The 26,539-nt window shown below is 64.7% G+C and carries 30 protein-coding genes; 20 read left to right on the top strand and 10 right to left on the bottom strand.

The features are described 5' to 3' along the window. Positions 1 to 157: 157 nt before the first annotated feature. Positions 158 to 1,111, bottom strand: coding sequence for a 2,3,4,5-tetrahydropyridine-2,6-dicarboxylate N-succinyltransferase (gene dapD / locus J1M81_RS09955; protein WP_032375480.1), 954 nt, complete (start codon positions 1,109 to 1,111; stop codon positions 158 to 160). Between the two features lie 204 nt (positions 1,112 to 1,315). Between dapD and J1M81_RS09950 the strand changes: the two genes are divergently transcribed. The 6 genes from J1M81_RS09950 (at position 1,316) to J1M81_RS09925 (ending at position 6,753) form a co-directional block, all read left to right on the top strand. Then, positions 1,316 to 1,459 (top strand): hypothetical protein, encoded by a 144-nt coding sequence (locus tag J1M81_RS09950; RefSeq protein WP_155289653.1) that lies wholly within the window; start codon positions 1,316 to 1,318, stop codon positions 1,457 to 1,459. A 69-nt stretch (positions 1,460 to 1,528) separates the two neighbouring features. Then, positions 1,529 to 2,449, top strand: coding sequence for an SMP-30/gluconolactonase/LRE family protein (locus J1M81_RS09945; RefSeq protein WP_366237711.1), 921 nt, complete (start codon positions 1,529 to 1,531; stop codon positions 2,447 to 2,449). 10 nt (positions 2,450 to 2,459) lie between these two features. Then, positions 2,460 to 3,545, top strand: a complete 1,086-nt coding sequence (gene dapE / locus J1M81_RS09940; RefSeq protein WP_032365377.1) for a succinyl-diaminopimelate desuccinylase — start codon at positions 2,460 to 2,462, stop codon at positions 3,543 to 3,545. Positions 3,546 to 3,555: 10 nt separating this feature from the next. After that, positions 3,556 to 4,326, top strand: coding sequence for a TIGR00730 family Rossman fold protein (locus J1M81_RS09935; protein ID WP_051365252.1), 771 nt, complete (start codon positions 3,556 to 3,558; stop codon positions 4,324 to 4,326). Continuing rightward, positions 4,323 to 4,886, top strand: coding sequence for a TIGR00730 family Rossman fold protein (locus tag J1M81_RS09930; protein WP_283348153.1), 564 nt, complete (start codon positions 4,323 to 4,325; stop codon positions 4,884 to 4,886). Before J1M81_RS09935 ends, J1M81_RS09930 begins: the two co-directional genes overlap by 4 nt. A gap of 91 nt (positions 4,887 to 4,977) precedes the next feature. Then, positions 4,978 to 6,753, top strand: a complete 1,776-nt coding sequence (locus J1M81_RS09925; protein WP_032400861.1) for a long-chain-acyl-CoA synthetase — start codon at positions 4,978 to 4,980, stop codon at positions 6,751 to 6,753. On the opposite strand, the gene J1M81_RS09920 is transcribed toward J1M81_RS09925, so the two are convergent. After that, positions 6,743 to 7,387 carry a TetR/AcrR family transcriptional regulator gene (locus J1M81_RS09920; protein ID WP_051365251.1) on the bottom strand — a complete coding sequence of 215 codons (645 nt, stop codon included), beginning with the start codon at positions 7,385 to 7,387 and terminating at the stop codon, positions 6,743 to 6,745. The genes J1M81_RS09925 and J1M81_RS09920 overlap by 11 nt on opposite strands. A gap of 54 nt (positions 7,388 to 7,441) precedes the next feature. Between J1M81_RS09920 and J1M81_RS09915 the strand changes: the two genes are divergently transcribed. The 7 genes from J1M81_RS09915 to J1M81_RS09885 all read left to right on the top strand — a co-directional run bounded on the left by J1M81_RS09915 (position 7,442) and on the right by J1M81_RS09885 (position 12,021). Beyond that, positions 7,442 to 7,879 (top strand): ester cyclase, encoded by a 438-nt coding sequence (locus J1M81_RS09915; protein ID WP_032375485.1) that lies wholly within the window; start codon positions 7,442 to 7,444, stop codon positions 7,877 to 7,879. Then, positions 7,876 to 8,736: a dihydropteroate synthase gene (gene folP / locus J1M81_RS09910; protein WP_032375486.1), complete on the top strand. Its 861-nt coding sequence runs from the start codon at positions 7,876 to 7,878 to the stop codon at positions 8,734 to 8,736. Before J1M81_RS09915 ends, folP begins: the two co-directional genes overlap by 4 nt. Beyond that, positions 8,733 to 9,662 carry a glucosyl-3-phosphoglycerate synthase gene (locus J1M81_RS09905; RefSeq protein ID WP_032386312.1) on the top strand — a complete coding sequence of 310 codons (930 nt, stop codon included), beginning with the start codon at positions 8,733 to 8,735 and terminating at the stop codon, positions 9,660 to 9,662. The genes folP and J1M81_RS09905 overlap by 4 nt, the downstream gene beginning before the upstream one ends. A gap of 55 nt (positions 9,663 to 9,717) precedes the next feature. After that, positions 9,718 to 10,131 (top strand): DivIVA domain-containing protein, encoded by a 414-nt coding sequence (locus J1M81_RS09900; RefSeq protein ID WP_052055088.1) that lies wholly within the window; start codon positions 9,718 to 9,720, stop codon positions 10,129 to 10,131. Further along, positions 10,128 to 10,736, top strand: a complete 609-nt coding sequence (locus tag J1M81_RS09895; protein ID WP_032383847.1) for a DNA-3-methyladenine glycosylase I — start codon at positions 10,128 to 10,130, stop codon at positions 10,734 to 10,736. The genes J1M81_RS09900 and J1M81_RS09895 overlap by 4 nt, the downstream gene beginning before the upstream one ends. Positions 10,737 to 10,832: 96 nt before the next feature. Then, positions 10,833 to 11,000 (top strand): DUF3117 domain-containing protein, encoded by a 168-nt coding sequence (locus J1M81_RS09890; RefSeq protein WP_008714277.1) that lies wholly within the window; start codon positions 10,833 to 10,835, stop codon positions 10,998 to 11,000. A gap of 142 nt (positions 11,001 to 11,142) precedes the next feature. Beyond that, positions 11,143 to 12,021: a putative RNA methyltransferase gene (locus J1M81_RS09885; protein WP_032400860.1), complete on the top strand. Its 879-nt coding sequence runs from the start codon at positions 11,143 to 11,145 to the stop codon at positions 12,019 to 12,021. Here J1M81_RS09885 and glgA read toward each other — a convergent pair. Then, complete coding sequence (glgA, locus tag J1M81_RS09880) at positions 11,991 to 13,154, bottom strand: glycogen synthase (RefSeq protein ID WP_206497984.1); 1,164 nt, start codon at positions 13,152 to 13,154, stop codon at positions 11,991 to 11,993. The two genes, J1M81_RS09885 and glgA, sit on opposite strands and share 31 nt — an antisense overlap. Positions 13,155 to 13,230: 76 nt before the next feature. On the opposite strand from glgA, the gene glgC reads away from it, so the two are divergent. Continuing rightward, positions 13,231 to 14,445 (top strand): glucose-1-phosphate adenylyltransferase, encoded by a 1,215-nt coding sequence (glgC, locus tag J1M81_RS09875; RefSeq protein WP_027498053.1) that lies wholly within the window; start codon positions 13,231 to 13,233, stop codon positions 14,443 to 14,445. A 61-nt stretch (positions 14,446 to 14,506) separates the two neighbouring features. Here glgC and J1M81_RS09870 read toward each other — a convergent pair whose 3' ends face one another. Beyond that, positions 14,507 to 15,118 carry an O-methyltransferase gene (locus J1M81_RS09870; RefSeq protein ID WP_032365496.1) on the bottom strand — a complete coding sequence of 204 codons (612 nt, stop codon included), beginning with the start codon at positions 15,116 to 15,118 and terminating at the stop codon, positions 14,507 to 14,509. A gap of 239 nt (positions 15,119 to 15,357) precedes the next feature. Between J1M81_RS09870 and sigE the strand changes: the two genes are divergently transcribed. The 4 genes from sigE to tatB all read left to right on the top strand — a co-directional run bounded on the left by sigE (position 15,358) and on the right by tatB (position 18,400). Beyond that, the gene (gene sigE, locus J1M81_RS09865) at positions 15,358 to 15,984 is read left to right on the top strand and encodes an RNA polymerase sigma factor SigE (RefSeq protein ID WP_045840779.1); all 627 of its coding nucleotides are present in this window, start codon (positions 15,358 to 15,360) and stop codon (positions 15,982 to 15,984) included. Positions 15,985 to 16,000: 16 nt separating this feature from the next. Continuing rightward, complete coding sequence (locus J1M81_RS09860; RefSeq protein ID WP_032365497.1) at positions 16,001 to 16,327, top strand: hypothetical protein; 327 nt, start codon at positions 16,001 to 16,003, stop codon at positions 16,325 to 16,327. An 84-nt stretch (positions 16,328 to 16,411) separates the two neighbouring features. Then, a complete protein-coding gene (locus tag J1M81_RS09855; protein WP_032401310.1) occupies positions 16,412 to 17,917 on the top strand; it encodes a S1C family serine protease in 1,506 nt (501 codons plus the stop codon). Between the two features lie 18 nt (positions 17,918 to 17,935). Beyond that, positions 17,936 to 18,400, top strand: coding sequence for a Sec-independent protein translocase protein TatB (tatB, locus tag J1M81_RS09850; protein WP_032390319.1), 465 nt, complete (start codon positions 17,936 to 17,938; stop codon positions 18,398 to 18,400). A 160-nt stretch (positions 18,401 to 18,560) separates the two neighbouring features. On the opposite strand, the gene J1M81_RS09845 is transcribed toward tatB, so the two are convergent. The 6 genes from J1M81_RS09845 to J1M81_RS09820 form a co-directional block, all read right to left on the bottom strand. Then, positions 18,561 to 19,334 carry an amino acid ABC transporter ATP-binding protein gene (locus tag J1M81_RS09845; RefSeq protein ID WP_045840754.1) on the bottom strand — a complete coding sequence of 258 codons (774 nt, stop codon included), beginning with the start codon at positions 19,332 to 19,334 and terminating at the stop codon, positions 18,561 to 18,563. Beyond that, complete coding sequence (locus tag J1M81_RS09840; RefSeq protein ID WP_027498046.1) at positions 19,331 to 20,788, bottom strand: amino acid ABC transporter substrate-binding protein/permease; 1,458 nt, start codon at positions 20,786 to 20,788, stop codon at positions 19,331 to 19,333. The genes J1M81_RS09845 and J1M81_RS09840 overlap by 4 nt, the downstream gene beginning before the upstream one ends. 92 nt (positions 20,789 to 20,880) lie before the next feature. After that, positions 20,881 to 22,017 carry an Mrp/NBP35 family ATP-binding protein gene (locus tag J1M81_RS09835; protein ID WP_032375491.1) on the bottom strand — a complete coding sequence of 379 codons (1,137 nt, stop codon included), beginning with the start codon at positions 22,015 to 22,017 and terminating at the stop codon, positions 20,881 to 20,883. A gap of 70 nt (positions 22,018 to 22,087) precedes the next feature. Then, a complete protein-coding gene (locus J1M81_RS09830; RefSeq protein ID WP_206497983.1) occupies positions 22,088 to 22,954 on the bottom strand; it encodes a murein transglycosylase in 867 nt (288 codons plus the stop codon). Between the two features lie 125 nt (positions 22,955 to 23,079). After that, on the bottom strand, positions 23,080 to 23,610 hold the full coding sequence (locus J1M81_RS09825) for a DUF1003 domain-containing protein (protein WP_045840756.1): 531 nt from the start codon (positions 23,608 to 23,610) through the stop codon (positions 23,080 to 23,082). 20 nt (positions 23,611 to 23,630) lie between these two features. Continuing rightward, complete coding sequence (locus J1M81_RS09820; protein ID WP_027498042.1) at positions 23,631 to 24,905, bottom strand: magnesium transporter MgtE N-terminal domain-containing protein; 1,275 nt, start codon at positions 24,903 to 24,905, stop codon at positions 23,631 to 23,633. Between the two features lie 60 nt (positions 24,906 to 24,965). Between J1M81_RS09820 and J1M81_RS09815 the strand changes: the two genes are divergently transcribed. Together J1M81_RS09815 and J1M81_RS09810 are read left to right on the top strand one after the other, a co-directional pair. Beyond that, a complete protein-coding gene (locus J1M81_RS09815) occupies positions 24,966 to 25,922 on the top strand; it encodes a CoA ester lyase (RefSeq protein ID WP_032375492.1) in 957 nt (318 codons plus the stop codon). A 99-nt stretch (positions 25,923 to 26,021) separates the two neighbouring features. Then, positions 26,022 to 26,510, top strand: a complete 489-nt coding sequence (locus tag J1M81_RS09810) for a general stress protein (RefSeq protein ID WP_206497982.1) — start codon at positions 26,022 to 26,024, stop codon at positions 26,508 to 26,510. Positions 26,511 to 26,539 lie beyond the last annotated feature (29 nt).

Raw genomic sequence — 26,539 nt, 5'->3', positions numbered from 1 at the left:
GACAACCCAGGCCATCCCACGCCCGAGCCGGCCCCCACATCGCATAGGTCCGCGCAAACACGCACCAGCCCCACACAAATACACCAGCCCCGCACCGAAAACACGGTGCGGGGCTGGAAGAGATTGTCCGACTAATCGATTGGAGTCGATCAGGCTCTCAGTCGTTGGCGTGCAACGCAGCGTTCAGCTCGACGCCGGTGCCCTTCCACGGCACAACCTCGACCGCACCCGAGAGCGAGTTACGACGGAACAGGAGGTTGGACTTGCCGCTCAGCGTCGCCGCCTTCACCACAGTTCCATCCGGTCCACTGACCTTCGTTCCGGCGGTGATGTACAGCCCCGCCTCGACGACGCAGTCGTCACCGAGTGAAATGCCGAGTCCGGAGTTGGCACCGAGCAGGCAGCTCTTGCCGACGGAGATGACGTTCTTGCCGCCACCGGACAGCGTGCCCATGATCGACGCACCGCCGCCCACGTCGGAACCGTCACCCACCACGACGCCCGCGGAGATGCGTCCCTCGACCATCGAGTTACCGAGCGTGCCTGCATTGAAGTTGACGAAGCCCTCGTGCATGACCGTCGTTCCACTGGCCAGATGAGCACCGAGGCGCACACGGTCGGCGTCGGCGATGCGGACGCCGGTGGGAACGACGTAATCGACCAGACGTGGGAACTTGTCCACGCCGTACACCGTCACCTGGCCGCGGGCACGTAGCTTCGCACGCACAGTCTCGAAGCCCTCGACCGCTGCGGGTCCGAAGTTGGTCCAGACGACGTTGGCGAGCAGTCCGAACAGTCCGTCGAGATTCTGACCGTGCGGCTCGACCAGGCGATGCGACAACAGATGCAGTCGTAGGTACGCGTCGTGGGCGTCGATCGGAGCATCGTCCAGAGATGCGATGTTGGTGCGCACTGCGACGACCTCGACGCCGCGCGCCTCGTCCGCACCGACCAGCGCGGCCAGCTCCGCGGGGATGTCCGATCCTTCGAGTCGAGTCGTGCCGGCCTCGAGTCCCGACCCGAACTCCGGGCTCGGAAACCAGGTGTCGAGAACTACGCCCGACGTCGTGATGTTGGCAATACCTACTGCTGTTGCTCCCTGTGCACTCACGGCTCGAAGAATACGCGGTGGTGCGTCGTGCGTGGTTCGGTGACTGGGTGCCGCAGGTTCCCAGGTGATTTCCGGGCACACCGACCGGCGGTAGTCGCCGGTTCGGTCACGACGGCGGTTCGTTATCCGTTCGACTGACGAGCGTGACCACATCGGGATTCGCGGAGACCGGCCCGGGGCCGGTGGGCTGACAGAGTGACGACAATGACCACCCGCAGGATTTCGCTCGGAAGAGGAGCAGTGTCGATGATGGCCGACGGGATGTCGTTCACCGGGTTGGTGGCAACCTTCGCTTCGACCATCATTCTTGGAGTCGCTTTCGGCTTGGCTGTCGCCGAGGCGTGGTAAAAATGCCCATCGGCTGACAGGGGGTCGCCGTAGGCGGGGGATTCCATGAGTTCGAGCAGGTCAATAGCTATGCGTTCGATAATTTCGGTGGTCGCTGCTTCACTCCTGGCGGTGACCGGCGTAGTTGCCGGTTCCGGCACCGCCACTGCCGCACCCAACTGCGCCGGAGTCGGCGGGAAGTCGGCAGAGGTCGCGAAAATTCCGGGGGCTGCGCTGGAGGGCCTTGCCGTCGATGGGTCGGGCCGCGCGTATGTCACCGATATTGTCTCGGGCCGGGTGTACCGCATCGACGCACCTGGACAGCCTGCGTATCCCATTGCGAAGGTGCCCAGCGGCGGCGGCGGAGCTCTGGCGTGGATGCCCGACGGGACGCTCCTGGTCGGCTACGGTGCCGATCCCCGTGTATTCGTCGGAGACGTCGTCAAGGCCGCCGGCATCGTTCGACTCGACACCGACACACTTGCCGTCACTCCCTTTGCGAAGGGACTCAGTGCTGCCAATGGACTCGCCGTTGCTGCGGACGGAACCGTCTACGCCACCAACGACTTCGGTGCGCTCATCGGCCGCATCAGCCCCGACGGTTCTGTCGACCCGAGCTGGGCGCGCTTGCCGAGCGCCAACGGCGCGGTGCTCGATGCCGCTGGGAAATATCTCTACGTCTCTCGGACGTTCGTGAACGCGGGCGTCAGTCGAATCCCGATTGCGAATCCGTCGGCACCGGAAGACCTGCTCGATCTGAAGGGGCTCGATTCGTTGGCTGCCCCGGACGGTCTCACTCTCGACGCCGCCGGCCGTCCAGTGGTGCCGCTCAATGCAGGCGGTTCCGTCGTCCGCATCGATGCACCGGGGGTCACCTGCGTGATCGGTACCGGTACTCGGTTGACCAGTGTCGTCTCCTACGGTCGCTCCGAGCAGGGCTTTTCGAGCGGAAGATTGTTCGGCGCAGGCTTCGACGGCGTGGTCCGCGAGATTCCGGGGGCCAAAGCCTAGGGTTGTCGCCGTGACGCTCGATTTGCATGCCGACCCGATAGACCTCACCGCAGCGCTGGTGGACATCCCCAGCGTCAGTGAGGACGAGGCGCGTATCGCCGACGAGGTGGAGCAAGCACTCCGCGAGCAGACCACTGGCTTCGAGATCATTCGCAGCGGCAACGCCGTCCTGGCGAGAACCAACCGCGGGCTGGGTTCACGGGTGATGCTCGCCGGTCATCTCGACACCGTGCCGATTGCCGACAACGTCCCGTCGAGGCGCGAGCACGAGAGCGCCGAGGGAGACATCCTGCACGGCTGCGGGACCGTCGACATGAAGTCGGGCGATGCGGTGTTTCTTCACCTCGCCGCAACGATCGACAACCCGGCACACGACCTGACTCTGGTGTTCTACGACTGCGAGGAGATTGCTGCCTCACGCAACGGTCTCGGTCGCATCGAGCGTGAGCTACCCGAATGGCTGAACGCCGATGTCGCGATTCTGGGCGAACCGTCCGGAGGGTTCATCGAAGCCGGTTGCCAAGGGACACTGCGTGTTCGGCTGACGGCGTCGGGAACCCGAGCGCACAGTGCCCGGTCCTGGCTGGGCGACAACGCTATTCACAAGTTCGGCGCGGTGCTCAATCGCCTGGCGGCCTACCACGCTCGCAGTGTCGATATCGATGGATGTGTGTATCGCGAAGGGCTGCAAGCTGTTCGGATCGCCGGCGGGGTGGCGGGCAACGTCGTCCCCGATGCCGCCGAGCTCGACGTCAATTTCCGCTTCGCGCCGGACCGCAGCGTCGACGAGGCCGTCGAGCATGTTCGTGAGGTGGTCGACGGACTCGATCTCGGGTTCGAGGTGACCGACTCGTCACCGGGTGCGCTGCCCGGGCTGAACCAGCCCGCTGCCGCTGCCCTCATCGAGGCAGCGGGAGGACAGTTCCGGGCCAAGTACGGCTGGACCGACGTCTCCCGGTTCTCCGCCCTCGGCATACCCGCGGTCAACTACGGACCGGGCGATCCCAACCTCGCCCACAAGCGCGACGAGCGCGTCCCGGTCGAACAGATCACCCACGTCACACAGGTTCTACGGAGCTACCTCTCCGCCGGATAGCCTGAACGCCATGAACAGCGTCGAGGGTCCCAGTGGTTTCGAACAGATCGGCAGCGAAAAGCCTGCCAAACACAAGGGATCCGTCGTACTTCGCCGCGGTCGAAACACCGAGACGTCCACGTCGGACCAACGATTGCTCGACGAACGCGGATCCGGCAATTGGATCCACTCGGACACCTGGCGCGTGCTGCGCATTCAGAGCGAATTCGTCGAAGGCTTCGGTGCTCTGGCCGAGGTGCCGCGAGCGGTGACGGTGTTCGGTTCGGCGCGCACACCCGTCGACCATCCCGAATACGAGCGGGCGCGTGAACTCGGAGCTGCTCTGGCACGCGAAGGCTTCGCCGTGATCACCGGCGGCGGTCCCGGTGTGATGGAGGGCGCGAACCGCGGCGCGAGCGAGGCCGACGGGTACTCCATCGGACTGGGCATCGAGCTGCCGTTCGAGCAGGGCCTCAACGACTGGGTCGATCTCGGTGTCAATTTTCGATACTTCTTCGTACGCAAGACCATGTTCGTCAAGTACTCCCAAGCGTTCGTGTGCCTGCCCGGAGGCTTCGGTACTCTCGACGAACTCTTCGAGGCGCTCACACTCGTGCAGACCGCGAAGGTCACACGATTCCCGATCGTGTTGCTGGGCAAGGACTTCTGGTCGGGATTGCTCGACTGGATCAAGACCACTCTCGTGAAAGAAGGCAAGGTGTCCGAGAAGGACCTCGACCTCATCCATTGCACCGACAGCGTCGACGAGGCCGTCCGCATCGTCCGGGAGGCCCAGCAGTGAGCGTGCAGCCGGTCGGCGTTTCGGGGATCAGCGTGTGTGTCTACTGCGCATCGGGACCGGTCGACGCGTCGTTCATCGATCTGGCGCGTGAGGTCGGTACCGAGATCGGTCGACGTGGTTGGCAGCTGGTATCGGGCGGCGGCAACGTCTCGATGATGGGCGCGGTGGCCGCGGCGACACGCGCAGCCGGAGGCAACACCGTCGGTGTCATCCCGAAAGCGCTCGTGCACCGCGAGGTCGCCGACGTCGATGCCGACGAGTTGATCGTCACCGACACGATGCGTGAGCGGAAGAAGATCATGGAGGACCGAGCCGACGCGTTCATCACGTTGCCCGGCGGCATCGGAACGCTCGAAGAACTCTTCGAGACGTGGACGGCCGGCTATCTGGGCATGCACAGCAAGCCGATGGTGATGCTCGATCCGTTCGGGCACTTCGACGGCCTGATGCAGTGGATCGACGGTCTGAGATCCACCGGGTTCGTGCAGCAACGAGCCCTCGACGCGCTCGTGCGCACCACTTCTGTCGACGAGGCCCTGGACGTGTGCGGCGCGTTGTGAAAGTTCACTAACCGAGCCCGCCTGACGAAGTGCTGGAAGTTGTTACTCTCTAGTAGGGTTAGTTATCTCACATCGTCTCAAAGGGGAGCTCATGGCTGTCGATGCCCGTCAGAAAATCGGAGTGACCGACCTCGCGGTCGCGTTGCCGAAAATGGTGACGGAGGTGCCGAGCCTGCTCAAGGGGCTGGCGGGCTTCACCCGCAAGCCCGACCACAAGGTCTCCATCGGACTGATTTTCCAGGACGCGGCAGCCAAGAACAGCACTCGACCGTTCGTCCGTTTCGAGGGTGAGTCGATCTCCTACAAGGACGCGAACGCGCTGGTCAATCAGTACGCCGCAGTGTTCACCGACCGGGGTGTCGTACGCGGCGACGTCGTCGGTGTGCTGAGCAAGAACCGCCCCGAGGCGCTGTTCGCGGCGCTGGCTGCCGTGAAGCTCGGTGCCACCGCAGGCATGCTCAACTACAACCAGCGCGGCGACGTGCTCGAGCACAGCCTCGGAATTCTCGAAGCGAAGGTGCTGGTCCTCGACGAGAACGCGCAGGAAGCGCTGGATTCTCTGGACAGCGAGCCCAAGGTCGGGTCGGTGTTGCCGCTGAAGGAGCTCGGCGAGCTGGCCGCGAAGGCGTCGACGGCCAACCCGTCGGTCACCGCGGAGATCCAGGCCAAGGAGAAGGCGTTCTACATCTTCACCTCGGGAACGACGGGCATGCCCAAGGCCAGCCTGATGAGCCACTTCCGTTGGCTCAAGTCGATGTCGGGCCTGGGCAACATGGGCGTGCGACTGCGCGGCGACGACGTCATCTACTGCTGCCTTCCGCTTTATCACAACAACGCGCTGACGGTGACGCTGTCCTCGGTGCTCGCCGGCGGCGCGACGATGGCCATCGGTAAGCAGTTCTCGGTGAGCAACTTCTGGGAAGACATTCGCGTCAACAAGGCCACGGCGTTCACCTACATCGGTGAGCTCTGCCGGTACCTGCTCACGCAGCCGAAGAAGGATTCCGACCGGGACAACTCGGTCAAGCTGATCGTCGGCAACGGACTGCGACCGGAGATCTGGGAGGAGTTCACCGAGCGTTTCGGTATCTCCCGCGTCGCGGAGTTCTACGGTGCCAGCGAATGCAACATCGCCTTCATCAACGCACTGAACATGAAGAAGACTGCCGGAATCTGCCCGTTGCCGTATGCCGTGGTGCAGTACGACGAAGAGTCGGGCAAGGCCAAGCGCGGCCACGACGGCAAGCTCCGCAAGGTCGGCAACGGTGAAGTGGGCCTGCTGCTGTCCAAGATCACCGACCGGGCTCCGTTCGACGGGTATTCCGACGACAAGGCCACCGAGAAGAAGATGGTGCGCGACGGGTTCAAGGACGGTGACGCGTGGTTCGACACCGGCGACCTCGTTCGCAAGCAGGGCTGGATGCACGTCGCCTTCGTCGACCGGCTCGGAGACACGTTCCGGTGGAAGGGCGAGAACGTCGCCACGACCCAGGTCGAGGGTGCACTCGGTAGCCACCCGGCAGTGGACGGGGCCGTCGTCTACGGCGTCGATATCGAGGGTGCCGACGGCAAGGCCGGTATGGCTGCGGTGACACTGCGCGACGGTGAGTCCTTCGACGGTAAGTCGTTCGCCGAGCACCTCTACGGCAAGCTGCCGACCTACGCGGTGCCGCTGTTCGTACGCATCGTCGACAGCCTCGAGCAAACCTCGACGTTCAAGAGCCAGAAGGTCGCTCTACGCAAGCTGGGGTTCCAGGAAGACGGTGACAGCGAACTCCACGTGCTGCGCGGCAAGTCCGGTGGCTACGAGAAGTTCTACGACGGCTACGTCGACGAGGTTGCCGCCGGCAAGGCCCCTATGGGGTAACCAGCAAGCTCGAGGCGAGGGTGGCCTCGAGCCATCGTGCGTAGCGGTCGGTCGTCCAGCCCGACCGCTCGCACAACATTCGGTGCATTTCGGGGCTGGTCAGGGCCCAGATGGTGGTTCCTGCCGTTTCGAGGTCAACGGCCAGATCTCCACGTGCCCCGATCCACTCGGCGATCTGCATCATCGCCGATCTGCGTTGTCGGTCCTGGATATCGCGTCGTAGTGCTGCGATGTCCTCGTCGACGGCAGCCGCGCTGAGCAAGATGTCGTCGACCGCTCTGATTCGCGCGACCTGTTCGGCGATTCCTGACGCGAACATGCGGAGCTGCGTGCGTTGATCGAGTTCGTCGCGCACGGCCGATGCTGATGAGCGCTGCATGATCGGCGTCGGGTCGGTGTCTCCGCCGATGTCCAGATCCACCATTTCTCTGAGCAGCGTGCGCTTGTTCTTGAAGACGTGGAAGACGGTGTCCGCCGAGACACCTGCCGCGGCGGCGATCGACGGGACCGAGGTTGTGCCGTATCCGTGGGCGAGGAAGAGTCCGCGCGCGGCCTCGATGATGCGGAGTCGGGTGCCTTCGGCCTGCTGTTGCCGCACGGCGGAGTTGTAGGTCCTCTTGACGTTTTCGGTCATCGGGTCGAGTATATGCATATTGATCCGAGTGCCACTTGAACGAATTGGGGCGTCATGGATATCCAACAGGCGAAAGATCGAGTGGGACGGGTCTTCGAGGACGGATTCGGGCGGGGTGATCTCTCGACGGTGGATGCAGCACTCGCGCCGAGCGCTGTCGACCGGCACGCTTTCGGACAGGACGAACCGGATATGGCGGCACACCTCAAAGGCGCGATCGCGATGTTCCGTTCTGCGATGCCGGACCTGCGCGTGACGATCGGTGATCTCTTCGGGGAAGGAGACCGCATCGCCGCGCGGGTCGAGATGGAGGGAACCCACACGGGCTCGCCTCTGTTCGGCGTGCCATCCTCGGGGCTGCCCGTTGCGCTCGAACAGTTCCACGTCATCGAGCTCGACGCCGACGGACGTGGTGCCCGGCACTGGGCGAATGTGGGTGCCGACACCATCGCGCTCGGGCACCTCCGCCGAAATGCCACTATGGATGAATGAGCACTCTGTGCGGTAAGCCGGTCGCCGACGATCGAGCTCTGGTCATGGCGATCGTCAATCGCACCCCCGACTCGTTCTACGACGGGGGCGCGAATTTCTCCGACGATGCAGCGATGGCGTCCGTGCACAGGGCTGTTGCCGAGGGTGCCGACATGGTCGATATCGGCGGCGTCAAAGCAGGCCCCGGTGATCTCGTCGACGCGGCGGAGGAGATCCGCCGCGTCGTGCCGTTCGTCGAAGCGATCCGGGGTGCGTATCCGGATCTGCTGATCAGTGTCGATACCTGGCGTAGCGAGGTTGCTCGCCTGGCCTGCGGTGTGGGAGCCGATCTGATCAACGACACCTGGGCCGGAGCCGATCCCGAGTTGGTGCGCGTCGCCGCTGCCGAGGGAGTCGGGATCGTCTGCTCGCACACCGGCGGTGCCGTTCCGCGGACCCGTCCGCACCGGGTTCGGTACACCGACGTCGTGGCCGATGTGGTCGCGGAAGTCACCGCAGCTGCCGACAATGCCGTCGCGGAGGGGGTGAAGAAAGATTCGATTCTGATCGATCCGACCCACGATTTCGGGAAAAACACCTATCACGGGCTCGAGTTGTTGCGTCGCGTGGACGTTCTTGTAAACACCGGGTGGCCTGTGCTCATGGCGCTGAGCAACAAGGACTTCGTAGGCGAGACTCTAGGGGTAGAGCTCGCCGACCGGTTGGAGGGAACATTGGCAGCGACAGCATTGGCCGCAGCAGGCGGAGCCCGGATGTTCCGGGTGCACGAGGTTGCGTCGACCAGAAGAGTCGTCGACATGGTGGCAGCGATCCAGGGACGACGAACCCCGGCGCGGACGGTCAGGGGGCTGGCATGACACTGGCCGATCGAACGGACGTGACCCGAATGTGGTCCGAGACCAACAGCTGGGACACCCCCGAATGGACCATCGCCGAGCTCGAGGCCGCCAAGGCGGGCCGCACGGTGTCCGTGGTGCTTCCGGCGCTGAACGAGGAACAGACGGTGGCTGCCGTCATCGACACCATCCACCCGTTGCTCGGTGGCCTCGTCGACGAACTGATCGTGCTCGACTCGGGCTCGACCGACGAGACGGCAGTGCGCGCGAAAGCGGCCGGTGCCCGTGTCATCAGTCGAGAGGAGGCAGTACCGGGGCTCGATCCGGTACCGGGCAAGGGCGAGGTGCTGTGGCGATCGGTCGCGGCGTCGACGGGTGATCTCATCGCCTTCGTCGATTCCGATCTGATCAATCCCGACCCCGCGTTCGTGCCGAAACTGCTGGGACCACTGCTGATGGGCGACGGCATTCATCTCGTCAAGGGTTACTACCGACGTCCACTTCGCGTCAGTGGCACCGAGGACGCCAACGGCGGTGGACGCGTCACCGAGTTGGTGGCTCGACCCTTGCTCGCGGCGCTGCGCCCGGAGTTGACCGGCGTGATTCAGCCGCTGGGCGGGGAGTACGCGGGCACTCGTGAGTTGTTGTCGGCGGTGCCCTTCGCGCCCGGTTACGGGGTGGAGATCGGCCTGCTTCTCGACACGTACGACCGGCTCGGTCTGCAGGCCATCGGACAGGTGAACCTGGGAGTGCGAAAGCATCGCAATCGGCCGCTGGTCGAACTCGGGGCGATGAGTCGGCAGATCGTCGGAACGATGCTCAACCGGTGCGGCATGGTCGATTCCGGTGCCGGACTGATGCAGTTCCGCGTGGCAGGGGATTCGTTCGAGCCGTTCTCGACCGAAGTGTCGTTGGCCGATCGACCGGCGATGAACTCGCTGATCTGACCGACCACCAGGTGCGTCCGGCCGACGTGTCGGACAGCCGTGACAAGATCGTGGCATGTTGACGCTGTTGATCTACATCATCGTCATTGCAGTCGTCGCTGCGGCGTTGTTCTTCATCGCCGCAGCGGTGTTCGGTCGCGGTGAAGAGCTGGGGCCGTTGCCCGAGGGAACCACCGCAACAGTGCTGCCGGCCGAAGGAGTCACTGGTGCCGATGTGCGCGCGTTGAAGTTCCAGCAGACGTTGCGGGGTTACAAGCCCAGCGAAGTCGACTGGGCTCTCGAGCGCCTGGGCGGCGAGATAGACATGCTGCGGTCACGGCTGTCCGCGGCGCAGGAGTCAGGTTCTCGATCCCCGCTGTCGGGGCAGCCCGGCAGTGCGGGCTTCACGGATAGTTCTGGCCTCACCGACAGTGCCGGCCTCACGGATAGTTCGGGCGTCACAGGCACGGTCGAGTCGGACGAACGGTGAGCGCAGTCGCGGGGCCGGACGGCAAGCTGCGCTGCCCGTGGGGTGCCACCGACGACGAGCTGTATCGCACCTATCACGACACGGAGTGGGGGCAGCCGCTGCACGGCCGCAATGAGCTCTACGAGCGCCTGTGTCTGGAAGCGTTTCAGTCGGGCCTGGCGTGGATCACGATCCTGCGCAAGCGGGAAAGCTTCCGCACTGCTTTCGCCGGATTCGATCCCGACGCAGTGGCCCGCTTCGACGACGCCGATGTGGAGCGATTGATGAGCGACGCGTCGATCGTGCGGAATCGGCTCAAGATCGAGGCGGCGGTGAGCAACGCTCGCGCGATCGTCGACCTCGACGACACCGATCTCGACACTCTGCTGTGGTCTTTCGCGCCGGAGCCCAGGTCACAGCGGCTCACGGAGTTCACCGACGTGCCCGCGTCGACACCCGAATCGACGGCGTTGGCCAAAGAGCTCAAACGCCGCGGGCTACGGTTCGTCGGTCCGACTACCGCCTACGCATTGATGCAGGCCACCGGAATGGTCGACGATCACCTGTCGAGGTGTTGGGTGCAGGTCACGAATACCGACTCAGGTTCCCCCCATCGACGGCGATAGGGAAGAATGGCACAGGACACTCCGTCGCCCCGCGACGAATTTATCTTTTAGGCCGAGGCGCCGAGCAGGTGGGCGCAGATCTGGAGGGAGCAGAGGATGGCGGCGATGAAGCCCCGGACCGGGGACGGTCCCCTCGAAGCAACCAAAGAGGGACGAGGAATCGTCATGCGTGTCCCGCTCGAGGGGGGCGGCCGTTTGGTCGTCGAATTGACCCCCGACGAGGCCGCGGCACTCGGTGACGAACTGAAGGGCGTCACCGGCTGATCGCCACGTCGATCGATCATCGCTCAGCCCCGCTCGCCGCACCGGCCAGCGGGGCTTTGTGTTGTCATCAGCGGTGTTGTGATCGGCAGGTCGTTTCCGGGGGAGTGCCGGAGAATCTGTCTCGATGTGAAAGAGGTGCTCGATGCTGACCGACGTCGTCGATCTGCTGGTCTGCCCACAGTGCCGCGTCCGTGAGGTCGAGTCGGGCCTGGGTCTCGGTGAGACCGATCGAAGTCTGTGGTGCGATCGTGGTCATTCGTTCGACGTGGCTCGGCAGGGGTACGTCAGCCTGTTGACAGGCGACGGCGGCAAGTTCGCCGGTGATTCGGCCGAGATGGTCACAGCCCGTGAGAAGTTCCTCGGTGGCGGTCATTTCGAGCCCATCGCGGCGGCGGTGTCGGCGGCTGTTCCGCCCGAGTCGGACGTGGTCCTCGATGTCGGGGTCGGCACCGGGTATTACCTCGCAGGTGTCCTGGACGCGCGTCCGGCCGCGCTGGGGGTCGGGGTGGACGTGTCCAAGTTCGCGGCGCGCCGAGCCGCGCGGTCGCATCCGCGGCTCGGGTGCGTCGTCGCGGACATCTGGAGCGGGCTACCGATTCGGGCGGGTGCCGTGTCTGCGGTGACGTGTGTGTTCTCGCCGCGCAACGCCGGTGAACTGCATCGAGTTCTCGGCGACGACGGCACGTTGGTGGTCGTCACGCCGACGTCGCGGCATCAGCGAGAACTGCGCGGGCCGCTGGGGCTGATCGGCGTCGAAGAGGACAAGACCCGTCGGCTCGGTGAGTCGTTGTCGGGTCTCTTCGAGTCGGTGGCCGAGACCCCGCTCGAGTACTCGATGATGCTCTCGCACAACGACATCGAGGAACTCATCGGTATGGGGCCGTCGATTCGGCACGGTGACCCCCACGCGCGGTCCGCGGCGTTGAAGGATTTGCCCGACACCGTCCCGGTCACCGCGTCGGTGACGGTGTCGACCTACCGAAAGATCTCTCAGCCCCGACGCGCCAGCGCGTCGTTGTAGACGGCGAGGGTCTGTTTCGCGATCGACGCCCACGAGAATTCGGCAACGGCCCGCTCGCGGCCGGCCTTCCCCATCGCCGTCGCCAGTGCGGGGTCGAGAGCGACCTCGTTGACGGTGTCGGCGAGGGTTCGCTCGAAGACGTCGGGCTCGTACGAGTTGTAGTGCACCAGCCGTCCGGTGCGGCCGTCGTCGACGACCTCGGGGATGCCGCCGACGTCCGACGCCACGACCGCGGTTTCGCAGGCCATTGCCTCCAGGTTGACGATGCCGAGTGGCTCGTACACCGATGGGCAGACGAATACCGCTGCGGCAGAGAGGATCTGGCGAATCTTGTCGGTGGGGAGCATGTCCTTGACCCAGAAGACCCCGCTGCGTTGCTCGGCCAATAACGCCACTGCGCGTTCGGTTTCTGCGGCGATCTCCGGAGTGTCGGGCGCGCCTGCGCACAGGACGAGCTGAATCGACGGATCGAAATGGTGTGCCGCGGCGATGAGGTGACCCACGCCCTTCTGCCGAGTGATGCGGCCGACGAACGCGACGATCGGCTTGTTGGGATCCACCCCGATCTCGTCGAGAGTCGACGTGCCGTGATCTGCGTACCACCGCTCGGTATCGATCCCGTTGCGCACCACGTGGACTCGACTCGGGTCGAGGCGCGGATAAGCGTCGAGCACGTCCTTGGCCATGCCCTCGCTGACGGCGATGACGGCGTCGGCGTATTCCACCGCGTTCTTCTCCGACCACGACGAGATGCGGTAACCGCCGCCCAGCTGTTCGGCCTTCCACGGCCGCCGGGGCTCGAGCGAGTGCGCGGTGAGGATGTGCGGAACGCCGTACAGCTCGGCGGCGAGGTGACCGGCGAGGCCGGTGTACCAGGTGTGCGAATGCACCACGTCCGCTCCCGCTGCCGCGTTGGCCATCCGCAGTTCCGCCGACAACGTCGTCAGTGCTGCGTTGGCTCCGGCGAGTGCAGGATCGGGATCGTGCACCTGTGCGGTGTCGCGCGGAGCTCCCATGCAGTGGATGTCCACCTCGCACAGCGACTTCAGCTGCGCAGTCAACTCCGTGACATGAACTCCTGCGCCACCGTAGATCTCCGGCGGGTATTCCTTGGTCATCATCGCTACTCGCACGTGAACGAACCTACATTCCCCGACAGTTGTGCGTGTACTGGTAGCAAGGTTCTCTCGGTGCGGATAGGTTGGGTGGGTGAGGACACAACCGCACGTACTAGGGATTGTGCTTGCCGGCGGAGAGGGTAAGCGCCTTTACCCGATGACCGCGGACCGAGCCAAGCCAGCCGTTCCCTTCGGGGGCGCCTACCGACTCATCGACTTCGTGCTGAGCAATCTCGTGAACGCCGGTTACCTCCGGCTCTGCGTGCTGACTCAGTACAAGTCCCATTCCCTGGACCGCCACATCTCGCAGACGTGGCGACTGTCCGGTTTCGCCGGGGAGTACATCACTCCGGTCCCGGCACAGCAGCGTCTCGGCCCCCGGTGGTACACCGGCAGCGCCGACGCCATCTTCCAGTCGCTGAACCTGGTGTACGACGAGGACCCCGAGTACATCGTGGTCTTCGGTGCCGACCACGTGTACCGAATGGATCCGGAGCAGATGGTGCAGCAGCACATCGACTCCGGCGCGGGCGTCACCGTCGCGGGTATCCGGGTTCCGCGCAGCGAGGCATTCGCGTTCGGCTGCATCGACTCGGACGAGAACGGCAAGATCACCCAGTTCCTGGAGAAGCCGGCGCAGCCGCCCGGGACTCCCGACGACCCGGACGTCACATACGCCTCGATGGGCAACTACGTGTTCACCACCAAGGTGCTCGTCGATGCCATCAAGGCGGACTCCGAGAACTCCGACTCCGACCACGACATGGGCGGCGACATCATCCCGGCGCTCGTCGAAGCAGGCGTGGCCTCGGTCTACGACTTCAACGACAACGTCGTTCCCGGTGCCACCGAACGCGATCGCGGCTACTGGCGAGACGTCGGCACCATCGACGCCTTCTACGACGCCCACATGGACCTCGTGTCGGTGCATCCCATCTTCAATCTCTACAACCGCCGCTGGCCCATCCGCGGATCGGCCGAGAATCTGCCGCCCGCCAAGTTCGTCCAGGGCGGCCTCGCTCAGGAATCCGTCGTCGGTGCCGGCTGCATTCTCAGCGCCGCGACCGTCCGTAACTCGGTACTGAGCTCGAACGTCATGATCGACAGCGGCGCAACCGTCGAAGGCAGCGTCCTGATGCCCGGTGTCCGGATCGGCAAGGGTGCCGTCGTTCGGCACGCGATCCTGGACAAGAACGTGGTCGTAGGTGACGGCGAAATCGTCGGAGTCGATCTCGAACGCGATCGCGAACGCTTCAACGTCAGCGCCGGGGGAGTCGTCTCCGTCGGTAAGGGCGTCTGGATTTAGAGCAGAGCCTGCGGCATGTGAGTGGAAATGCGTAGCCTGCTACGAATTTCCACTCACATGGTCACGCCCGCGACGCGCAGATCAACCCGTCGCCCAGAGGGAGCAGCACCGTCGTCAGGCGCTCGTCCTCGGCGATGGCACGCGCGGCCGATCGAACGGCCACCGCAGTCGCGTCGCGCTGAGTCGGGTCGGCAACCCGGCCACCCAGCAATGCGTTGTGCAGCACCAGAACTCCGCCGGGGCGTAGCAACCGCACACTCTCGGCGACGAAGTGCGGATGGTCCGCGGGGCTGGCGTCGATGAACACCAGATCGTAGGTGTCATCGGCCAATCGGGGGAGCACGTCCAACGCCCAGCCGTTGATCAGCCGAGTGCGGGACGGCGCGATTCCCCCTGCCCGGAATGCTTCTCGCGCTGCCCGCTGGTGTTCGGGCTCGGTGTCGATGGTGGTCAGCACACCGTCCGCTCGCATCCCGTCGAGCAACCACAGCCCGCTGATTCCCGCGCCCGTTCCGATTTCGACGACCGTCTTCGCGCCGAGCATCTGAGTGAAGATGCTCAGGATGGCACCGACGGACGGCGGCACCGGAGCCGCACCGAGGTCGACGGCTCGCTCTCTGGCTGCGATCAGAACCTCGTCCTCCTGAGCGGAGTCTTCGGCATAAGCGAGCATCTTCTCGGCGTTGGTCGGCACGTCCCGAGGTTATCGTGCCCGGGGCTCGATCTCACGCTCACATTCTCAGGTGGGCCTCAGGTGATTCATACCGGACCCACACGCGGGTCGGTCAGGCTATGGAGGAATCGCAGGTCCGTCTCGATTGCGAAGTGTGAGCTGGAACATCCGAGGGTAGTCGTCGGTTGCATCAGAAGGACGTACGCAGTCCTGAGCAGGAGGATCCAACTATTTACAAGATCAACGGCGATCGCGACATCGCTCGTCTACCCGAGTCCGTGCCCACCCCCGACGACCTCAGCGGCACCGCAGTGTTCGATGCGACCGGCGAGAACTCCACCATGCCGTCCTGGGACGAGCTCGTTCGCGAACACGGCGACCGCGTCTACCGACTCGCGTACCGCCTCTCCGGCAATGCCCAGGACGCCGAGGACCTGACTCAGGACACCTTCATCCGCGTGTTCCGCTCCCTGTCGAACTACCAGCCGGGAACGTTCGAGGGTTGGCTGCACCGCATCACGACCAACCTGTTCCTCGACATGGTTCGTCGCCGCAGCCGTATCCGCATGGAAGCACTGCCCGAGGACTACGACCGCGTTCCGTCGGACCGGCCCAACCCCGAGCAGATCTACCACGACGCTCGCCTCGACCCGGATCTGCAGTCTGCGCTCGATTCGCTGGCACCCGAGTTTCGCGCCGCAATCGTGTTGTGCGACATCGAAGGACTGTCGTACGAAGAGATCGGTGCGACACTGGGCGTCAAGCTCGGAACGGTTCGTAGTCGCATTCACCGTGGCCGTCACGCGCTACGGGAGTACCTTCGAGTGCACGGGAAGGTCGACTCGGGTCACGCAAGTGTCCACTAGCTACGAGGAGGGTTGGATGACGCAGGCACGCAAGCCTCGGCAATTCAGCTCCACCGAACATCTGGCCAGTGAAGCCGTCGCAGCCTACGTCGATGGTGAACTACGAATGCCCGCTCACCTCCGCGCCGCTCACCACCTCTCCGAATGCCCGGAATGCTCGGCCGAGGTCGAGGCGCAGCAGCAGGCTCGTCGTGCGCTCCGCGGAGCAGGCGAGATGTCGATGCCACATTCGCTCCTCGGTTTGCTGAGCCAGATTCCGTCCTGTGCAGGCGAAGACGGGCCCGCTCGATCCAAGCGGTCGTTCATGGCGTCCGTCGAGGCCGTGCGCCGTCGTCGACGCTGACCGCCGCGTTTTCTGCCCGACGAGTCCTCACCTGCATCGAGCTGCCCCGACCGCTCGAGTGATACTGAACTCTCACACCGACGTATGCGAGGGGTAACCGGACGCGTGACATCGAATTCGACCAGCACCGAGACCACAGGCACAGCAGACGAGGGTCCACGGTTGCCGCCGCGTCCGGTCCATCGACCCACCGTCGATCCGGTGTCGGCCTCGGTATTCGGACGTCCCGATGACGTCGGCGGTTCGTTCTCCCCACGTCGCCCCGACGAACAACTGCCTTCCCGGCTGTCGGTCCGGCCGCCGGACCCCGTCTTGGCCGAGGCCTTCGGACGTCCCGACGACGCCACCGAGTCATTACAGCGCGACCCCGACGCCGCCGACGAGTCCGACGCCGGCCCCCAGGTTCCGGCTGATCCGTGGCGTGATCCCGCGTCCCGAGTGTCGCTGGGCGGCGCGGCCCTCGACACCCCACCACCTCCTGTACTCCCTCCTGGAACCAAGCTCGGCGTGCGCGACGTCTTGTTCGGGCGATCGGTATCCGTGCGGGCGCTCGTCGTACTCGGTGTCCTTGCCCTCGTCATCGGCTTGGTCGGTGGACTGTTCGGCCGCCTGACCGCCGAAGTGACCGGCGCACTGACCAGCCAGAAAGTGACACTGACCCAGTCCAGTGGCGACGACGTCCCACGCGGCCAGATCAGCAAGGTGGCCGACGCGGTCCTGCCGTCGGTCGTCTCCATTCAGGTGACCCTCGGCGAGACCGGAGGCACCGGCTCGGGCGTCGTGATCGACGCCGACGAGGGCTACATCGTCACGAACAACCACGTGATCTCGCTCGCCGCATCCGACGAGGACAAGTCGACCCTCGAAGTCACCTTCTCCGACGGCACCAAAGTGCCCGGACGCATCGTCGGCCGCGACACCAAGACCGACCTCGCCGTACTCAAGACCGACGTCGGCAACCTCACCGAGGCTCAGCTCGGACGCTCCGACGACGTCCGCGTCGGCCAGGACGTCATCGCCGTCGGGTCACCGCTCGGTCTGAACAAGACGGTTACCTCGGGCATCGTCAGTGCTCTCGACCGCCCCGTCGCGCTGTCGGGGGAGGGCACCGACACCAACGCCGTCATCGACGCGGTTCAGACCGACGCAGCCATCAACCCGGGTAACTCCGGTGGCCCCCTCATCGACTTCGAAGGTCGCGTCATCGGCATCAACTCCGCCATCCGAAGCGAGAGCGGGGGATCGGTGGGACTGGGCTTCGCGATACCCGTCGACGAGGTCACCGAGGTGGCGCAGGCCCTGATTCGGGACGGCGTCATGCGGCACCCGGATTTCGGGATCAACGCGCGTTCGGTGATCAACGAAACCTCGGCCGGCGCAGAAGTCGCCAACGTCCGGGCCGGTGGGCCGGCCCAGCAAGCCGGAATCGTCGAAGGGGACGTCATCACCAAGGTCGGCGAACGCTCGGTGGGGGACGCAGACGAGCTCGTCGTCGCGGTGCAGGAAACCACGATCGGTCAGGCGGTGCCGGTGCAACTCGTCCGCTCCGGACGGCTGGTGGACCTGTCCGTCACGCCGGTTTCCGACTGACGACGTAGGCTGGCACCCGTGTTCGGCAACATCGGTTGGGGAGAGCTCGTCATTCTCCTCGTAGCAGCTCTGGTCATCCTCGGCCCGGATCGTCTCCCCGGTGCCATCAGCTGGGTGTCGAAATCCCTCCGCCAGGTCAAGGACTACGCCAACGGCGCGAGCCAACAACTCAAGGACGAGCTCGGCACCGACTTCGAGGACCTGCGTAAGCCCCTCGCCGACCTCAACCAACTCCGCGGTATGACACCCCGAGCCGTGATCACCAAACACCTGCTCGACGGCGACGACTCGGTCTTCAAGAACCCGCTGGACGACACCTTCAAAGGCAAGCCCTTCGACACCAAGCCCAAGAACATGGGCGGACCGACGCCGCAGAACGGCGTGTCCTCGGGCGGTGCGTCCGGGGGTGCCGTGTCGATGAGCAAGAACGAACCGAAACTCGCGGCGGGCGATACCCCGCCCATCGACGCGGACGCCACGTAGGCATAGCCCCAACCGGCCCGACGAACCACCCAGTCTGCAGGCTGCGCCCGCCCGACCGCTGCGCCCCCCGTCGGATGAATGTGGGATTCAGTCGCTCTGAGTGCAACAAAGGCGCATTGATCCGCGGCGGGGCGGGCGGCGGGAGCGGGCGGGCCAGTGGCTAGAGCACCTTGTTCAGGAAGTCCTGGGTACGTGGGTTCTGTGGATTCCCGAACAGCTCGTCGGGTGTTCCCTCTTCGACGATGACGCCCTCGGCCATGAAGATCACTCGATCCGCGACTTCGCGTGCGAAGCCCATTTCGTGGGTGACGACCACCATCGTCATGCCGCCCTTGGCGAGGTCGCGCAGTACCTGCAGAACTTCGCCGACCATTTCGGGGTCCAGGGCGCTGGTGGCTTCGTCGAACAGCATGATCGACGGGTTCATGGCCAGTGCTCGCGCGATGGCGACGCGCTGCTTCTGTCCACCGGATAGGTTGGCGGGCTTGTAGTCGGCCCGCTCGGACAGTCCTACCTGTTCGAGCAGCTGCAGGGCCGCGTCCTTGGCCTGCGACTTCGACATCTTCTTGGTTTCGACGGGTGCGAGCATGACGTTTTCGAGGGCTGTCATGTGTGGGAAGAGGTTGAAGTGTTGGAACACCATGCCGATGTTCTGGCGCACCTTGTCCAGGTCCACGTTCTTCGCCGTCAGGTCGGTGCCGTCGACGACGACCGATCCGGCGGTGATGTCCTCGAGCTTGTTCAGGCAGCGCAGGAACGTGCTCTTGCCGGATCCGGACGGCCCGATCACGCAGACCACTTCACCGTTGGCGATCTCGGCGTCGATGCCTTTGAGAACCGTGTTGTCGCCGAACGCCTTCTGGAGGGCCTTGATCGAGATCTTCGTTCCCGGACCCTTGTCGACCGGCAGGTCCTTGGTCAGTTCGGTGCTCATTTGTTGATCCTCTTCTCGAGCCGGTTCGACAGCTTGGTGAGAGCCATGATGATGATGAAGTACAGGACACCGACGATGAGCCACATGTTGAAGGACTCGAAGTTGCGCGCGATGATCAGTCGGCCGGTCTGGGTCAGTTCTGCCAGGCCGATGACCGAGAGCAGCGACGTGTCCTTGAGCGTGATGACGAACTGATTGATGTACGACGGGATCATCGTGCGAATTGCCTGTGGCATCACCACTTTTCGCATCGACTTGAGGTAGCTGATGCCGAGGCTGCGCGACGCCTCCATCTGGCCCTTGTCGACGGCGAGGATGCCGCCGCGGACGATCTCGGCCATGTACGCACCGGCGTTGAGCGACAGTGTGATGATGCCTGCGGTGAATGCCGACATCTGAAAGTTCAGTGCCGCGGGTACGCCGAAGTAGATGAAGAATGCCTGCACCAGAAGCGGTGTGCCGCGGAAGATGTCGACGTACGTGGTACCGATGCCGCGGAGCACGATGTTGGTCGAGACGCGGAACAGGCCGAAGATGCCGCCGAGTACCAACGCGATCGCGATGGAGATGACGGTCAGCACGATCGTCAGCCACAGACCCTTGAGCAGCAACTGCCAGCTGCTGGCGATCAGGCCGGGGATCGAGGTGTCGGCGGTGGACGCGTCGGCGTTGAGGTAGGTGTCGAGAATTTCGTCGTACTGGCCGTTGGCGCGCAGGTTTTCGAGGCCGGTGTTGAACTGGTCGAGCAACTGGGCGTTGGTGCCCTTGGCGACGGCGAATCCGTAACTGGCACCGGCTTCTTTCTCGGTGACCGTCTTGAAGCCGTTGCCCTGGGTGATGCCGTAGGCGAGCACCGGGTAGTCCTCGAAGGCTGCTGCGGAGTTTCCGGTACGCACTTCCTCGAACATGGTCGCGGAGTCGTCGAAGCTGCGGATGGTGAAGCCGTACTGATCGGCGATCGACGTCGCGAACGTCGCACCCTCGGTGCCGTTCTTGACCGCGACCGACTTACCGCGCAGGTCTTCGTAGCCCTTGATCTCGTCGTTCGAATCCAGAATTGCCATCTGGACGCCGGAATCGAAGTACGGATCGGAGAAGTCGAAGGTGGCCTTGCGCTCGTCGGTGATCGACATGCCGGCGATCATTCCGTTGAACTGGCCGCTGGTGACGCCCTGGAGTGCGGTGTCGAATCCGACCTGCTCGACGGTGTAGTCGAAGCCCTGGTCGACGGCGATGGCCGCGAGCAGGTCCATGTCGATTCCGACGAGTTTGCCTGTCTCGTCCTGGAATTCGAAGGGCGCGAACGTGGTGTCTGTCGCGATCGAGTAATTCTGGGCTGGCGGGGCAGGTTGTGCCGACGCCAGCGCGGGACCGAGTACGGATCCCAGCAGGGTCATCAGCAGTGCGATCAGTACCGGAACGACGACCGGCCTGACCCGATGCGGCTTCTTCATGAAGGCCACTCTCTATCGACAGTAGGATTGAAGGCAAATCATAAGGCTCCAACCCTGTTCCCCGCGTCGTTTGTCGGGTATAAGCGCCTGCCTTACAGTTTCCGAGTTGTGTCGATTCCCAGCGACATTCCCACCAGTCCGCGCTCGCGCACGGCAAGTTTTCCGGCGACCGCCTCGAGTGCTTGTGCCGCAGGCGAATTCGGGTGGCCCAATACGATCGGAGTGCCGGCGTCGCCGCCTTCACGGACGGCGGTGTCGAGCGGAATCTGGCCCAGCAGAGGCACCTTGGCACCCACGGCCTTGGTGAGGCGATCCGATACGTCCTGTCCGCCACCGGATCCGAAGATATCCATCCGGGTACCGTCGGGCAGCTCGAGCCATGACATGTTCTCCACGACGCCTGCAACGCGCTGACGCGTCTGCAGTGCGATCGCTCCGGCGCGCTCGGCGACCTCGGCAGCGGCTTGCTGCGGGGTGGTGACCACGAGGATCTCTGCGTTCGGAATCAGTTGTGCGACAGAGATTGCCACGTCGCCGGTGCCGGGCGGAAGGTCGAGGAGCAGCACGTCCAGGTCGCCCCAGAACACGTCGGCGAGGAATTGTTGCAAGGCCCGGTGCAGCATGGGTCCGCGCCAGACGACCGGGGTGTTGCCCTCGGTGAACTGAGCGATCGAGATGAACTTCACGCCGTGCGCCTGCGGCGGCATGATCATCTTCTCCACCTGCGTGGGTCGCGCGTCGTTGCCGAGCATGCGGGGAACGGAATGGCCGTAGATGTCGGCGTCGAGCACACCCACCGACAGGCCGCGGGCGGAAAGGGACGCGGCAAGGTTGACCGTCACGCTGGACTTGCCCACGCCGCCCTTGCCCGACGCCACCGCGTACACACGCGTCAGCGATCCGGGTTGCGCGAAGGGAATGACGGGCTCGGCGGAATCGCCGCGCAGGGACTTGCGCAGTGCGGTGCGTTGCTCGTCGTTCATCACGTCGAGTTCGACCGTCACGGTGCCGACTCCGGCGACGTCGGCGACGGCGTTCTTCACGCGATCGCTGATCTCGGTCTTCATCGGGCAACCGGAGGTCGTCAAGTAGATGCCGACGCCGACGGCTCCGTCGGCGGCGATGTCGATGCTCTTGACCATCCCGAGGTCGGTGATGGGTTTACGGATCTCGGGGTCGATGACCTTCGTCAGCGCGGTCCGAACGTCGGATTCGGTCAGTACAGCCATTGCTTCATGCTATGCGGTGCACCGAGTCCCGATGAACAGCAGGGCGGCTCGATCTAGTGCTGCGTTGAATTCAGTGAATCCGCGGGAGCTGGTCCGAGGACGGCACGATGCCGGTGGCGTAACCGGCCGACCATGCGAGCACGTTCGCCACGTAGGCCATCGAATTGTTGTAGCGCAGGATTGCTCGGGTGGTCGAGGCCAGGTCGCGGGCGTTGGTGCCGTCGTCGCACAGGTACATGCCGGTGGCCAGGGCCGCGTCGTACAGGTTCTGTGGGTCGGAGACTCCGTCGCCGTTGCCGTCGGCGTGGTAGAGGTTCCACGTAGAGGGCAGGAACTGCATCGGGCCGACTGCGCGGTCGTACTGGGTGTCGCCGTCGAGTGCGCCGCCGTCGGTGTCGCGAATCACCTGATTTCCGGCGAGGGTGCCGTTGAGAACCGGTCCGAGAATGGGCTCGTGCAGTTCGCCCGAGTCGTCGACCTTGCCGTTGTTGGCGTGGGTGGATTCGACGCGGCCGATGCCGGCGATGACGGTCCAGCTGATGCCGCAGCCGGGCTGCTGCTGGGCCAGGATGCGTTCGGCGTTCTTGTATGCAGAGACGTTGACGACCGGGATCGCGATGGGGCTGACCGCAAGGTCTGTCTGTTTTTTACTTTTAACGATCCCGGCGGAACGGCGCGCGGGGACCGGGGCGGGTGTCGGCAGCTCTGCCTGGGCCACCGGCTGCGCCTGCTGGTCCTGGGCGATCGGCTGCGGGGTCTCGACCACGGAGTTCGATTCCTGTGCGGCCGGGGCCGTCTTGGCGGTGACGAACGGGATGTATTCGGTGGCTCCGGCGCTGGTCGCGGCCGTGACGAGTCCTGCGGGGACGAGGCCTGCCAGAGCAATCACCGAGTTCCGTCGAACCTTGGAATTCGATGCTTTTCTGTGACGACCCACGCGCGCTGTACCTCCTGATTTCCCCGGATGATCTCCGGGGCCCGACCTGATGACCGGGATCGAGGGTACCTGATTCGAGACTGTTCCGTTATCGGGCCGTTACCAGGCGCGGAGGGGTGCGCGGTCTATTGCGGGTCGGTCTCGCCCGACGCGTCGTCGGCCAGGCGTGCGGCCGCTTTCTTGCGCGCCTTCTTCGGTGCGTTGGCGGGTTGACCCGTCGCTTGTTCCAGCAACGCCCTGATGTCGTCGAGTTCGCGGCGCAGATAGTCACGGGTGGCGACTTCACCGACGGCGATACGCAGAGCTGCGAGCTCCCGCGCGAGGAACTCGGTGTCGGCTTTGGTCTGCTGAGCCCGCGACCGATCCTCTTCGAGAGAGACGCGGTCGCGATCGTCCTGCCGATTCTGGGCGAGCAGGATCAACGGCGCGGCGTACGCGGCCTGCGTCGAGAAGGCGAGGTTGAGCAGGATGAAGGGATACGGGTCCCACTGCAGATTGACGGCCACGACGTTGAGGAAGATCCAGACGATGACGATGCCGGTCTGAATCGCCAGATAGCGTCCGGTGCCCAGGAACCTGGCGGCTTTCTCACCCGACTTGCCGAGATCGAAGTCGAAGTTGACGTTGAACAGCCGCGAACCGCGCGGCGTGTCCATTCTTTGGCGTGCTGTTTCTTTCACTGTCCGGCCACTTCCTGATCTCGCCAGTCCTCGGGCAGCAGGTGATCGAGGACGTCGTCCACGGTCACGGCCCCGACCAGGTGGTCCTCGTCGTCGACCACCGGGCCGCAGACGAGGTTGTACGTCGCGAAGTACCGCGTCACCGCGGTCAGGCTGTCCTCGGGGGACAGTCGCGGGAGTGCGCTGTCCACGACTCCGCCCACCAGGCTCGCCGGGGGTTCTCGCAACAGTTGCTGCAGGTGAACACAGCCCAGATATGGGCCGGTCGGTGTTGCGGTCGGCGGCCGCACCACGAACACCAGTGAGGCCAGCGCAGGCGTCAGGTCGGGGTTGCGTACCCGAGCGAGGGCCTCGGCCACCGTCGTCGACGCGGTGAGGATCACGGGCTCGGGCGTCATCAGACCGCCGGCGGTGTCGGGGGAGTGTTCGAGCAGGCGGCGGACCGGCGCGGAGTCCTCCGGATCCATCAGTCGCAGAAGCGATTCCGCTTCGGTCTCGGGTAGCTCGCCGAGGAGGTCGGCGGCGTCGTCGGGGTCCATGGCCTCGAGCACGTCGGCACCGCGGTCGACTCCGAGGTAGTGCATCAGCTCCACCTGATCGTCGTCGGGCAATTCCTGGACGACGTCGGCGAGGCGCTCGTCGTCGAGGGCCCGCGCCACCTCCATGCGGCGCTTGACGGGGAGCTCGCGCATCGCATTCGCCACGTCGGCGGCGCGCAGGTCCTCGAACTGCATCAGCAGCTGCGCCACACCCTGGTCGGGCATCGACAGTTCGTTCTGCGTGAGCCCCTGCACGTGCTGCCAGTCGACGACGTGGATGGCACCGCGTCGCGCAAGGCGTTGGCGCTGCTTACGCACCGCCACGCGTGCGACCTTCCAGTCTCGAGTTCGGGTGAGCTCGATGCCGAGATCGACGACGACGGAATCGGTGTCGTGCAATTCGTCGAGCTCGGGATCGTCGACGCGTACCTTGGAGTCGAGGATCTGCGCGAACACCAGAATCTCGTTCGCGCGCTGAGTGAATCGGCGCAGACTGACGTTTCCGGTGGTGAGCTGAACGGAGTTGGGCTCGATGCTGGTCACTCGCAGCATCGGGACGAAAATTCTTCGGCGCGTTGCCAATTCGACCACGAGTCCGAGGACTCGCGGCTGTGCCCTGCCTACGCGCATGGAGACCACCACGTCGCGCACTCGCCCGATCGATTCGCCGTCGGGGCCCAGGACGCCGAGGCCGGCGAGCCTGGCCGCGAATACCTTGCTCAGTGCTGCCATGATGGCAAGGTTAGAGGCTGGGCAATACAGCGGGTGAATCAGACAGGGGTAGTGCTTTCGATGGGTGCTTCGGGATTGCGTCGATCGGTACTGGCCGTTCCGGGCAGTTCGGACAAGATGATCGCCAAGGCCAAGGGCCTGCCTGCGGACGCGATCTTCCTCGATCTCGAGGATGCCGTCGCGCCGATCGCCAAGGTCGAGGCCCGCGCGCGCATCGTCGACGCGTTGAACTCCGATGGGTGGGGCGATCAGCTCAAGGTCGTGCGCGTGAACGACTGGACGACGCAGTGGACGTACGGCGACGTCATCGACGTCGTCTCCGGGGCGGGTGGCAATCTCGACGCCATCCTGTTGCCGAAGGTCGAGTGCGCGGCGCACGTGCAGGCATTGGATCTTCTTCTCACTCAACTCGAGAAGGAGCACGGTCTCGACGTCGGGGCCATCGGCATCGAGCCGCAGATCGAGAGCGCGCGCAGCCTGCGCAACATCGACGAGATCGCGACCGCGAGCCCCCGGGTGCAGACGTTGGTGTTCGGGCCGGCCGACCTGATGGCGAGCGTCAACATGCGCACCCTCGTCGTCGGGGAACAGCCGGTGGGATACGACACCGGCGACGCCTATCACCACATTCTGATGACGATCCTGCTGGCGGCTCGGACGCACGGATTGCAGGCGATCGACGGCCCGTACCTGCAGATTCGTGATCTCGACGCGTTTCGCCGGGCCGCGGGACGGACGGCCGGCCTCGGGTTCGACGGCAAGTGGGTGCTGCACCCGACGCAGATCGAGGCGGCCAACGAGATCTTCGCGCCACGACAGGACGATTACGACAAGGCCGAGATGATTCTCGACGCCTACGAGTTCCATACCTCGGCGGCGGGTGGCGCTCGCGGTGCGGTGATGCTCGGCGACGAGATGATCGACGAGGCGAGCCGCAAGATGGCGCTGGTCGTCTCGGCGAAGGGTCGCGCAGCCGGTCTGACGCGCACGACGACGTTCGAGCCGCCGATCTCCTGATCGAGGCGGTTGTCCGAGGGCCGAACAATGGGTGTGACGGTGCCGGAGCGGAGCCTGCAGAAGCGACCAGAAAAGTCCGTTTCGGGGCACAATGGAGTCATGACCAATCCCCTCTCACAGCCGGGCCGCCCAGGGCAGCGACTGCCGACGCCGCCGTCCGGTTGGCCCATCGGTTCCTACCCCACCTATGCCGAGGCGCAGCGCGCCGTCGATTTCCTCTCCGACGAGGAATTCTCGGTACAGGACGTCACCATCGTCGGCGTCGATCTGATGCAGGTCGAACGCGTCCTCGGCCGCCTCACCTGGCCCAAAGTTATTGGTGGAGGCATTGTTTCGGGAGCGTGGCTCGGGGTTTTCCTCGGCCTGGTCCTCGGCATCTTCAGCGAGAACATCTTCGGAGCTCTGCTCATCGGCGTCGGCGGCGGCATCATCTTCGGTTTGATCTCGGCGTCCATTCCGTACGCGGCCACCAAGGGACAGCGTGATTTCGCGTCGAGCATGCAGTTGGTCGCCGGACGCTACGACGTCATCTGCGAGCCCCGGACGGCAGAGAAAGCACGCGACCTGCTCGCCAAACTGTCGATTTGATCACAGCGGGTGGACGACCAGGCAACCGA

The organism is Rhodococcus sp. KRD175, from assembly GCF_017168275.1.
GTDB classification, from domain to species: domain Bacteria; phylum Actinomycetota; class Actinomycetes; order Mycobacteriales; family Mycobacteriaceae; genus Rhodococcoides; species Rhodococcoides fascians.
The sequence above is the reverse complement of the archived record's forward strand: the minus strand, read 5'-3'. Positions and strand labels throughout refer to the sequence as shown.